At 62.3% G+C, this 9,283-nt stretch carries 10 protein-coding genes; 5 read left to right on the top strand and 5 right to left on the bottom strand.

The window, feature by feature from the left end; genetic code table 11:
- The 3 genes from AAC126_RS20430 to ugpC form a co-directional block, all read left to right on the top strand.
- Positions 1-342: ectoine synthase (locus AAC126_RS20430; RefSeq protein WP_339857010.1), on the top strand; the 342-nt coding region annotated here is incomplete at its 5' end.
- A gap of 43 nt (positions 343-385) precedes the next feature.
- Positions 386-1,840 carry an aspartate kinase gene (locus AAC126_RS20425; RefSeq protein ID WP_339857008.1) on the top strand — a complete coding sequence of 485 codons (1,455 nt, stop codon included), beginning with the start codon at positions 386-388 and terminating at the stop codon, positions 1,838-1,840.
- A 118-nt stretch (positions 1,841-1,958) separates the two neighbouring features.
- Positions 1,959-3,002: a sn-glycerol-3-phosphate ABC transporter ATP-binding protein UgpC gene (ugpC, locus tag AAC126_RS20420; protein WP_339857005.1), complete on the top strand. Its 1,044-nt coding sequence runs from the start codon at positions 1,959-1,961 to the stop codon at positions 3,000-3,002.
- Between the two features lie 72 nt (positions 3,003-3,074).
- Here ugpC and AAC126_RS20415 read toward each other — a convergent pair whose 3' ends face one another.
- The 3 genes from AAC126_RS20415 to AAC126_RS20405 are packed head-to-tail and all read right to left on the bottom strand — an operon-like array spanning position 3,075 to position 6,104.
- The gene (locus AAC126_RS20415; RefSeq protein ID WP_339857003.1) at positions 3,075-4,364 is read right to left on the bottom strand and encodes an ABC transporter substrate-binding protein; all 1,290 of its coding nucleotides are present in this window, start codon (positions 4,362-4,364) and stop codon (positions 3,075-3,077) included.
- 11 nt (positions 4,365-4,375) lie between these two features.
- Positions 4,376-5,218 carry a carbohydrate ABC transporter permease gene (locus AAC126_RS20410; protein ID WP_339857001.1) on the bottom strand — a complete coding sequence of 281 codons (843 nt, stop codon included), beginning with the start codon at positions 5,216-5,218 and terminating at the stop codon, positions 4,376-4,378.
- Positions 5,208-6,104, bottom strand: a complete 897-nt coding sequence (locus tag AAC126_RS20405) for a sugar ABC transporter permease (protein WP_339856999.1) — start codon at positions 6,102-6,104, stop codon at positions 5,208-5,210. The genes AAC126_RS20410 and AAC126_RS20405 overlap by 11 nt, the downstream gene beginning before the upstream one ends.
- Before the next feature lie 256 nt (positions 6,105-6,360).
- Between AAC126_RS20405 and AAC126_RS20400 the strand changes: the two genes are divergently transcribed.
- The gene (locus AAC126_RS20400; RefSeq protein ID WP_339856996.1) at positions 6,361-7,167 is read left to right on the top strand and encodes a formate/nitrite transporter family protein; all 807 of its coding nucleotides are present in this window, start codon (positions 6,361-6,363) and stop codon (positions 7,165-7,167) included.
- Between the two features lie 15 nt (positions 7,168-7,182).
- Here the strand turns inward: AAC126_RS20400 and AAC126_RS20395 are convergent, their stop codons facing one another.
- Positions 7,183-7,893 carry an aspartate/glutamate racemase family protein gene (locus tag AAC126_RS20395; RefSeq protein WP_339856994.1) on the bottom strand — a complete coding sequence of 237 codons (711 nt, stop codon included), beginning with the start codon at positions 7,891-7,893 and terminating at the stop codon, positions 7,183-7,185.
- 16 nt (positions 7,894-7,909) lie between these two features.
- Positions 7,910-8,611 carry a GntR family transcriptional regulator gene (locus AAC126_RS20390; protein WP_339856991.1) on the bottom strand — a complete coding sequence of 234 codons (702 nt, stop codon included), beginning with the start codon at positions 8,609-8,611 and terminating at the stop codon, positions 7,910-7,912.
- Positions 8,612-8,812: 201 nt separating this feature from the next.
- On the opposite strand from AAC126_RS20390, the gene AAC126_RS20385 reads away from it, so the two are divergent.
- On the top strand, positions 8,813-9,283 hold a 471-nt coding region (locus AAC126_RS20385), incomplete at its 3' end, for a PhzF family phenazine biosynthesis isomerase (protein ID WP_339856989.1).

Genomic DNA, 9,283 nt, shown 5'->3' with positions numbered 1-9,283 from the left:
GGCTGGGAAAGCGTGCGCATGCTGCTGAAGGACGACAAGATGGGCTTCAGCTTCCACATCACCACGATCTTCCCGAACAGCGAGCACACGTTCGAATACAAGAACCATTTCGAGTCCGTCTATTGCGTCTCCGGCGGCGGGTCGATCACCGATCTGGCCAAGGACGAGACGCACGAGATCAAGGTCGGCACCATGTACGCGCTGAACCTGCATGACCGGCACATCCTGCGGGGCGGCCCGGAAGGCATGGTCGTGGCCTGCTGCTTCAACCCGCCGGTATCCGGCCGGGAAGTGCATGACGAGACCGGCGCCTATGCTGCCGATGTCGAGGACGCGGCCTGATCGGGCCGCGCCGCATCGCAGACGCAACTCCTCTGGAGATACTATGTTAGAGCCAATCGAGCCGCGCCACACGGTGGAGAAGATCGGCGGTACGTCGATTGCCAACACCGATGTGGTCCTGAAAAACGTCTTTTTGCGCAGCCACGCGGATGCGGATCCCTACAACCGCATCTTCGTAGTCTCGGCCTATGCCGGGATGACCGACCGGTTGCTGGAATACAAGAAAACCGGAGCCCCCGGCGTTTTCGCGCATTACGCGGGGTCCGAGTCCGACTGGGCCTGGGGTGACTCCCTGACCGAGCTTGCCGACGAAATGATCGCCAAGAATGCGGATGTGCTCGAGGATCCCGCCTCTCGCCGTCTTGCCGATGGTTTCGTGCGCGACCGGGTCGAGGGCGTGCGCAACTGCCTGCTCGACCTGCAGCGGCTTTGCACCCACGGCCATTTCCGTCTGGATCACCATATGGAAACGGTGCGGGAAATGCTGGCCGGGCTTGGTGAGGCGCACAGCGCTTTCAACACGACCCTGTTGCTGAAGGATAACGGCATCAATGCCGTCTTTGTCGACCTGACAGGCTGGCGCGACGAAAGCGATCCGACGCTTGACGAGCGGATCTCCGGTGCGCTCGCGGAAGTGGATTTCGCCCGCGAGCTGCCGATCGTGACGGGCTATGCCCATTGCCGCGAAGGTATGGTGCGCCGGTTCGACCGTGGCTATACCGAGGTGACGTTCTCCCGCCTTGCCGTTGTGACGGAAGCAAGGGAAGCCGTGATCCACAAGGAATTCCACCTTTCCAGTGCCGATCCGAAGCTGGTCGGCGAGGGCAAGGTCCGGACCATCGGCCATACGAACTACGATGTGGCGGACCAGCTCTCCAACATGGGCATGGAAGCTGTGCATCCGAACGCGGCGAAGGGACTGCGCCAGGCGGGAATCCCGCTGCGGGTCCGGAACACGTTCGATCCGGCCGATCCGGGTACGATGTTCGAGGGCGATTACGTTTCCGAAGAGCCGCGTGTCGAGATTGTCACCGGTCTGAAGGACGTGCATGCGCTTGAGTTCTTCGAGCAGGAGATGGTCGGCGTCAAAGGCTATGACACCGGTATTCTGGAAGCGCTGAAGCGGCACAATGTCCGTATCGTCACCAAGAGCTCGAACGCCAACACCATCACGCACTTCCTGGCCGGCTCGCGCAAGGCGGTGAAGCGGGTGATCGCGGATCTTGGAGAGGCTTTCCCGACGGCGGAAATCTCCACCCGGAACGTTGCCATCGTCTCGGCCATCGGCAGCGACATGTCCGTGCCCGGACTGGACGCAACCGCGCTGCTGGCATTGACGGAAGCGGGCATCGAGCTGCTCGGCGTGCACCGTCTGTCCCGCAAGGTGGACATGATGTTCATCATGGAAGAGGGCCAGTTCGAGACGGCCATCACGGCGTTGCATGCGGCGCTGGTCGAGAGCGACACGGAAACGGCGGCCGAGCGCGCGGCTGCCTGAAAGCACCGATAGAGACTTTACGGCAAAGGCCGGCCCCGAACGCGGGCCGGCCTTTGCACGTTCATACGCCTGTAGTCTGTTTTCGCTAGAAAGGTCACTTCGAAAGCGGGAGTGGTCGATGAGCGGAATTCGCTATCAGAATGTGTCGAAAAATTTCGGCGATGTGGAGGTGATCAAAAGCCTCGATCTGGAGATCGCCGACGGCGAGTTCGTGGTCTATGTCGGCCCGTCCGGTTGCGGCAAGACGACCCTGCTCCGGATGATGGCGGGGCTTGAGACCGTCTCCGCCGGGCGGATCTTCATCGGCGAGACTGACGTCACGGACGTGCCGCCGAAAGACCGGAACATCTCCATGGTGTTCCAGAACTACGCCCTCTATCCGCATATGAGCGTGGCCGAGAATATCGGCTTCGGCCTGCGCCTGAAGGGCGTGCCGCGCGCCGAGCGCGACGTGGCCGTGCGCGAGACGGCGGAGCTGCTCGGCCTTGGCGCCCTGCTGGAACGCAAACCCCGTGCTCTCTCCGGCGGTCAGCGCCAGCGGGTGGCGATGGGCCGGGCGATCATCCGGCATCCGGAAGTCTTCCTGATGGACGAGCCGCTGTCCAACCTCGACGCCCAGCTCCGCAACCACATGCGCACCGAGATCAAGGCACTGCAAAGCCGCCTCGGCGTGACCACGATCTATGTCACGCACGATCAGGTCGAGGCCATGACCATGGCGGACCGTATCGTCGTGCTGAACGGCGGCGAGATCCAGCAGGTCGGCACGCCGGACGAGCTGTACTCGAACCCGGCGAACAAGTTCGTCGCCGGTTTCATCGGCGCCCCGGTGATGAATTTCTTTCCGGCCGAGTGGTTGCGGAAATCCGACACCGCACGGCTCGCGAACGGGGCGTCGGAAATCGGCATCCGCCCGGACCGTCTGCGCCTCTGCCAGAGCGAAGGCCCGCTGCCGGTGCAATGGCGTGCCCGGGTCGAACTGGTCGAACCGCTCGGCGGCGAGGCGTTGGTCCATGTCGCCTTCGACGGTCGGAAGGCTTGCCTGAAACAGCGCGACAGTATCCGGCCTGCGGCGGGGGACGAGATCGAGATTGGGTTCGATCTCGGCGATGCGCATCTGTTTGCGGCGGATGGGATGGCGCGGCCTGCTGTTGCAATCTGAACACTGGTTCTTCAATGAAGAAAAGCCCCGCCGTTTCCGGCGGGGCTTTTCCGTTGGATATAGGGCCAACGCTTACTTAAGCGTCAGCGCGGTCTGTTCCGCGTATGGAGCGAGGATCGCGTCGGCGTTCTTCTGCGCCCGGGCGGCAGCTTCACGGAAGGTCAGCTCCGGATCGGACAGAAGGGCCTGCATTTCGTCCTCGACGGCCTTGCGGACGGCGACGGTGTTGTAGGTCGCGATCCACGGACCGGCATAGGCGAGCTGCTCGACGGCGCGCAGTGCGTCCGGGTGCTCGGCGGTGAACTTCTTCATTTCCGGCAGATCGTAGGCGGTCTGGCGCGGGGCGAAGTAACCGGTGAAGCGGGACCAATGACCGATCTTCTCGGCCGAGGTCAGCCAGGAGATGAATTCCCACGCACCCTTCTTCTGGGCGTCGGTGGTGCCTTTGAAGGAGACCAGGGAGGCGCCGCCGATCGGAACCGAGTTGCGGATGTTGCGCGGCATGAAGGCGACGTCATAGTCGAACTTCGCGTTGTCGCGGACGAAGCTGAGCGCGCCGGTGGAGAGCACGACCATGGAGGCCTTGCCGGAGAAGAAGGCGGTGGAGACCTGTTTGGAATTGGTCACGCCCGTCGGCATCGCGTGGTGCTGATGCGCGAAATCGCGCCAGAACTTCAGCGCGCCCTGGGTCGAGGCGTGGTCGTAATAGATCTCGCCCGGATAGACCGCATTGTAGAACTGACCGCCATTGGCCATGGTCAGGGCCTGCACCAGCCAGCCGTTATAATCGTAGTTGGACGGCATCATGATGCCCCAGCGCTCGCCGTCCGGCTTTGTCAGTTTCTTCGCGGCATCGACCCACTCGGCCCAGGTTTCCGGAGCCTTTGTGATGCCGGCTTCGGCGAAATGTTCCTTGTTGTAGTAAAGGATCGGCGTCGAGTTCTGGAACGGGATGGAATAGACGTCGCCGTTGAAATAGGCGTTCGGGCGCACAGCCGGCCAGAATTCCTGCATCAGGCCGTCGAGATCGGTGTCGCCCGCCAGCTCTTTCATCGGAACGATCAGGTCGTTCATCGCCAGCTCGGTGGCGAAGTTGGCGCTCATCAGCACCACTGCCGGCGGCTTGCCCGCTTCTGCGGCGGCCTGGGATTTCACCTTGGTGTCGTCATAGCTGCCGGTAAAGACGCCGACCACTTCGACGCCGTCCTGCGAGGAATTGAATTCCTTCACCAGCTTCTGCATTTCGCGGGACAGCTTGCCCTGGACCGGGGCCGGGAACATGAATTCGATACGCTCGGCCGCACCGGCGGACGAGGCGATCAGACCGGCGCACAGAGCGCCAACCGCAGACCTGAAGAACATCGTTAAGCTCCTTATTTCACGCCGGATGACATGAAACTGTTGACGAATTGCCGCTGGAACGCCGTGAAGGCGATGAACAGCGGCGCCATGATGAAGAGCGTCCCGGCGGCGATAAGCCCCCAGTCCGACGCTCCCTCCGCGCCTTGCGCGAAGCTGACGAGGCCCACGGTCAGAACCATCTTGTCCGGATCGTTGATAACCATCAGGGGCCAGAGAAATTCGTTCCAGTGATAGACCACCGAAACGATGGAAAAGGCGGTGAGCCCGGGCAGCGAGAGCGGGATCAGAACGTGGCGCAGCACCTGCCACCAGGAGGCGCCGTCGATGATCGCGGCTTCCTCGAAATCCTTCGGGATGGAGCGGAAGGTCTGGCGCATCAGGAAGGTGCCGAAGGCCGAGCCCCAATAGGGCGCCATGACGCCGATCAGGCTGTCATAGAGGCCGAGATGCACCAGCGTCGTCAGGTTCGGCACGATCAGCACCGGCGGTGCCAGCATGAGCTGCAGCAGGAAGATGTAGAAGATCGCTTCCTTGCCGGGGAACCGGATCCGCGCGAAGGCGTATCCGGCGAGACTGATGGTCACGAGCTGGACGATCAGCGTGCCGGTGACGAGGATGGTCGAGTTCAGGAACCAGAGCGGCCAGTAGCCGTCCTCGATGGCGTATCGGTAGCTTTGCAGCGTCGGCACGAAATCCGGGAACAGCGAGGCCATGCCAAGCCCGCCGCCTGCGTCCGGCCGGAAGCTGGCGATCAGCATCCAGAGAAACGGCGTCGACCAGAGGAAGACCACGGCGCACATGATGGCGGCGACCAGCGCGCCGGGGGCGAGCCACTGTTTAAAATCAGGTTTCATAATGCACCTTGCGTTCGACGGTGCGCAGGGACAGGAAAGAGAGTGTCAGCAGGGCGATCAGGGTGACGACGGTGGCCGCGGTCGCCTTGCCCAGATCGTAGAATTCATGGGCCTGCTGGTAGATGTAATAGAGCAGCAGGTTGGTGGCGTTGTTCGGCCCGCCATCGGTCATGACGATGACATGGTCGACCTGGCTGACCGCGCTGATCAGGGCGATGACCATGACGAAGGCGAAGGTCGGCCCGAGCATCGGGATGATCACGAAATAAAGCCGCTGCAGCCAGTTCGCGCCCTCGATCTTCGCTGCTTCCTCCGCGTCCTGCGGCACCCCCTGCAACCCGGCGAGGAAGAACAGCATGTAGTAACCGGCATTCTTCCAGGTGGTCAGCGCCATCAGGGAGACGAGCGCGAGATCCGGGTTGCCGAGCCAGTTGGTGGCGGAGATGCCGAGCTTGGCGAGGTAATAGTCCAAGAGGCCGATATCCGGCATGAAGACGAAGATGAAGATCGCCGCCGCGCCGACCAGCGGCACCAGCGTCGGGAAGAACAGGATGGAGCGCAGGATTGCGGACAGGTTCGTCGTCTCGCGCAGGGCCAGCGCGAACAGAAAGCCGAACAGCACGCTCGGGATCACCGTGCCGGCGGCATAGAGCGCATTGTTGCCAAGTGCACCGAGGAAATGCGCGTCCTGGAAGATCCGGAAATAGTTTTCCGCGCCAACGAAAACGCCGCTGTCCCCGCCCCGCTTCTTGTCCGAGAGCGAGGCCAGCAGGACCTGCAGCATCGGCCAGTAAGTGAAGGCGGCGAGACAGAGAAACGCCGGTAGCAGCAGAAGATATGGGCGCGCCGATATCCGCTTTCGTGTGTTTCTGACAGATCTGACCACGGTCCCCGGTCTTTCCTGAATGTTGAAGGGGACCGGGTATCACGATCAATCGAACGGCTCTGTCACCGAGATGTGAAGCTTCCGGGAACCATTAAAGTCCAATTGATGATGCAAGCGCGCGATCGTTCGAACATTCCGGCTTTTCGTTTGTTGCAGAAGGCTTCCGTTCGGCCGGTTTGCGGCTGTCACGGGAACTTTCTGCTGCCTCAAACCGTTATTCACTCCGTGCGCAACAGCCGTGGGCGGGATGATAGGTATGAGTGTCAAGTCGGACTCCGAAGAACGCGTCGATGAGCATCGCCCCCTGACCTCGGAAGAAACCTTTCACGTGGTCAGCGAAAGCGGCCTTGAGGAGTTGCGGCGCCCGACCGTATCGCTTGCATGGTCCGGCCTTGCCGCCGGGCTGGTGCTCGGTTTTTCCGTGGTGGCCGAGGCGGTGATCGCGGGACATCTGCCGGACAATGCAGAATGGACGCCGCTGGTCGCGGATATGGGCTACACGGTCGGGTTCATCATCGTTGTGCTGGGCCGCTTGCAGCTTTTCACCGAAAACACGATCACGCCGGTCCTGCCGATCTGCAAGGAGCCGAGCAGACGCAATCTGTTTGCCCTGGCGCGGAACTGGTCCGTCGTTCTGGCCGCGAACCTGGCGGGGGCATTCCTGTTCGCCGCTTTCATCATGCTGACACCGGCATTATCCGAGGCAGCCCGGGGCGAGGTTCTGGAGCTGGGGCGTCATGTCGCCGATGACGGCTTTCAGGTCACCGTGATCAAGGGCATTGGTGCCGGTTTCCTGATCGCGTCGCTGGTCTGGGTGCTGGCGAATACGTTGAGCGGCCAGTTGCTGGCCATCTTCATCGTGACCTATATCGTCGCGCTCTGCGGCTTTGCCCATGTGGTCGCCGGTACCGTCGAGATTTCGGCTCTGGTGCTGACCGGAAACCTGGATGCCGGTGCCGCCGTCACAGGCTTCATCCTGCCCGCCCTGATCGGGAACATTATCGGCGGCACCGTGCTGTTCGGCTTCATCTCCTACGCGCAGGTCTCCCGCGAGGTGGAGTAGGGGCCGGCGCCGGATCTAGAACCGGCGCGGAACAAGGCCGGACTGGAACCAGGAAACGAAGCTCAGCATGGAATAGACAGGCAGCCCGGTGGCGTCCCGGATATCGGCGGCATAGGGCAGCATGTTGGTGCATTCCAGCACGATGGCGCCCAGCTCCGGATAGTCCCGCTGCAGCTTTTCAGCGGCTTCCACATTGTCCCGGCGGGCGGCTTCGACATCCAGTTCAAGCTCGTTGTCGAGCAGCACGCGGGTGAATTCCCGTCCGCCTTCCGTACTGCCGACCGGAGTGCCGTCGGGCACCCGCGCCTTGCGCAGATGTTCCGCCGTCAGGCTGGAGCCGGAGACGGTCAGGATGCCGGTCTTCTTTCCGGCGGGCAGCAGGCGGTTCACCATATCCACCTGCATCAGCGAAGAGGTGGCGACAGGGACGCCGACCGCGCTGGCCAGCTCTTCCTGAAAGAGCGAAAGAAAGCCGCAATTGGTGGTGATGCCGTCAACCCCGTCGGCGACCAGCCCCCGGGCGGCCTCGATGAAATTATCCAGCAAGCCCTCGGCGCCGCGCCGCACCACCCGGTCCGGCGAGGCGTCGCGGACGACGCGGTAATGCACCGGGAAATCCCAGGTCGTCGCGTTGCCCATATCGCCCGGAATGCGCGGGAACTGCGCTTCCAGCATGAGGATGCCGACAGAGGCACCATAGATGGCCTTCCCGCCGCGTACTTTCATTTCCGCTCTCCTGACGTCAGTCTTCCTGGGGTTCGAACTGCCGGTCGAACAGCTCTTCCGGTCCGGCCATGTAGATGTTCGAGAAACTTTCCTTCACCGATGCCACGATCTGGTCCATCCGGCGCCGGATATGCTTGCCGAGAATGTCGGCTGCCCGGTCCGCGTCCCGGTCCAGCATGGCGTCCATGATCGCGCGGTGCTCGCCCTTGGTCTCCTTCACGCGGGACGACATGTCGAGCCAGCGGATGAAGCGGATACGTTGGTTGATCTGTGCCAGATGCAGGGCGAGTTCGTGATTGCCGGACAGCTCGGCGATGGCGATATGGAAGGCCTCGTCCCGCTCGGTCACCTCGCGCACGGTCTTGCCGACATAGCTCAGGCCATTGGCCAGAAGATCCTCGTTCAGGGCCTTCAGCTGCGCATCGCTGGCGCTTTCGCAAGCCTTGCGGAGAGCGGCCAGCTCGATGATCTCGCGCAGCTCGTACAGCTCATAGACGGAGCGCGCATCCAGTTCCCGGCAGAAGAAGCCGAGCCCCGGTTTGAAATCAATCAGATGCTCCGTGACGAGACGGTTCAGCGCCTCGCGCAGGGGCGTGCGGCTGACCGCCAGCTCCCGCGAAAGGCCGATCTCGTTGATCCGCTCTCCCGGCCGGAACTGGAAATTCACAGCCCGTTCCTTCAGCCGTATATAGGCCTCTTCAACCCGGCCTTCACTCATGGTGTTTCATCCGAACAGTTTCTTGCTGATGCGCCTTGACTCCGGCGCGGCCCTTTTGGAACATGCAGGCCTGTATACAATACTGTGCTCAAAAACTCTCTGCCAGCGCAATTCGCGCGTCATGCAAGTCATATGGCCGATGCCTGTGTTTGCGCGATCGTCCTTCTTTGGGTGGCGGCGCGTGCGAGGAAGGAAAATGATATGGCGGACATTTATGTCGTTCGAGTTTTCCCGGACTCGCCCGAGGGTGGCAACCCCGCGCCGACCGTGCTGGACGCGGAAGCGCTGGACAGCGAGGCCATGCGTGGCATCGCTGCGCGGTATGGACATGAGAGCGGCTTCGTTCTGCCGCCATCTCCGGGCGGCACGTCGGATTTCCGTTTTCGTTTCTTTGTCCCGCGCCACGAGATGGAAATGTGCGGCCATGCCACGATTGGTGCCTTGTGGCTGCTGCGGCGGCAAGGGCGGATCGGTGCCGGGACATTTTGCATCGAAACACTGAGCGGCACTGTTTCCGGGATTGTCCCTGACGAGGGCCCGATATCAATCTCGCAGCCTGCGGGCGTGGTTGAGGCCCTGACTGAAGCGGACGCCGAAGCCGTCTGCGATGTTCTCGGGATCGGGGCGGAGGATCTGGCGGAGCCGTTGCTCCTCAACGCCCGGACCAGCCGG

This window comes from uncultured Nisaea sp. (assembly GCF_963974195.1).
Taxonomy (GTDB): Bacteria; Pseudomonadota; Alphaproteobacteria; order Thalassobaculales; family Thalassobaculaceae; genus Nisaea.
This window is presented reverse-complemented; position numbering and strand designations above follow the sequence as displayed.

Excerpts from the sequence above, each read along its gene's own strand:
- AAC126_RS20395 (WP_339856994.1), bottom strand. The coding sequence starts at position 7,893 with ATGAAAGTACGCGGCGGGAAGGCCATCTATGGTGCCTCTGTCGGCATC.
- AAC126_RS20410 (WP_339857001.1), bottom strand. The coding sequence starts at position 5,218 with ATGAAACCTGATTTTAAACAGTGGCTCGCCCCCGGCGCGCTGGTCGCC.
- AAC126_RS20425 (WP_339857008.1), top strand. The coding sequence starts at position 386 with ATGTTAGAGCCAATCGAGCCGCGCCACACGGTGGAGAAGATCGGCGGT.
- ugpC (WP_339857005.1), top strand. The coding sequence starts at position 1,959 with ATGAGCGGAATTCGCTATCAGAATGTGTCGAAAAATTTCGGCGATGTG.
- AAC126_RS20415 (WP_339857003.1), bottom strand. The coding sequence starts at position 4,364 with ATGTTCTTCAGGTCTGCGGTTGGCGCTCTGTGCGCCGGTCTGATCGCC.
- AAC126_RS20400 (WP_339856996.1), top strand. The coding sequence starts at position 6,361 with ATGAGTGTCAAGTCGGACTCCGAAGAACGCGTCGATGAGCATCGCCCC.
- AAC126_RS20390 (WP_339856991.1), bottom strand. The coding sequence starts at position 8,611 with ATGAGTGAAGGCCGGGTTGAAGAGGCCTATATACGGCTGAAGGAACGG.